At 56.3% G+C, this 245-nt stretch carries 1 pseudogene; it reads left to right on the top strand.

Annotation, left to right across the window (positions count from 1 at the left end):
* Positions 1–234 (top strand): annotated as a pseudogene (locus FH975_RS16175) (glutamine--fructose-6-phosphate transaminase (isomerizing)); the annotation flags it as partial.
* Positions 235–245 lie beyond the last annotated feature (11 nt).

The following is a 245-nucleotide window of genomic DNA, read 5'->3' as shown; positions in this document are numbered from 1 at the left end:
AATATTCAGGAGGTGCGGGCTCGTGGTGCGAAGACGATCACTGTGGCTGAGGAAGGCGATGATGCGGTGGTGGAGTTTTCGGAGAATGTGTTCTTCGTGCCGGAGACTGCGCCGTTGTTGATGCCGTTGTTGACTACGGTGCCGTTGCAGATCTTCGCTTGTGCTCTGGCTTCGGAGAAGGGTTATGACGTGGACCAGCCACGCAACCTCGCTAAATCCGTCACCGTGGAATAGACCACCGGTGA

Origin of the sequence: Nesterenkonia haasae, from assembly GCF_010119385.1 — a bacterium.
Taxonomy (GTDB): domain Bacteria; phylum Actinomycetota; class Actinomycetes; order Actinomycetales; family Micrococcaceae; genus Nesterenkonia; species Nesterenkonia haasae.
The sequence above is the reverse complement of the archived record's forward strand: the minus strand, read 5'-3'. Positions and strand labels throughout refer to the sequence as shown.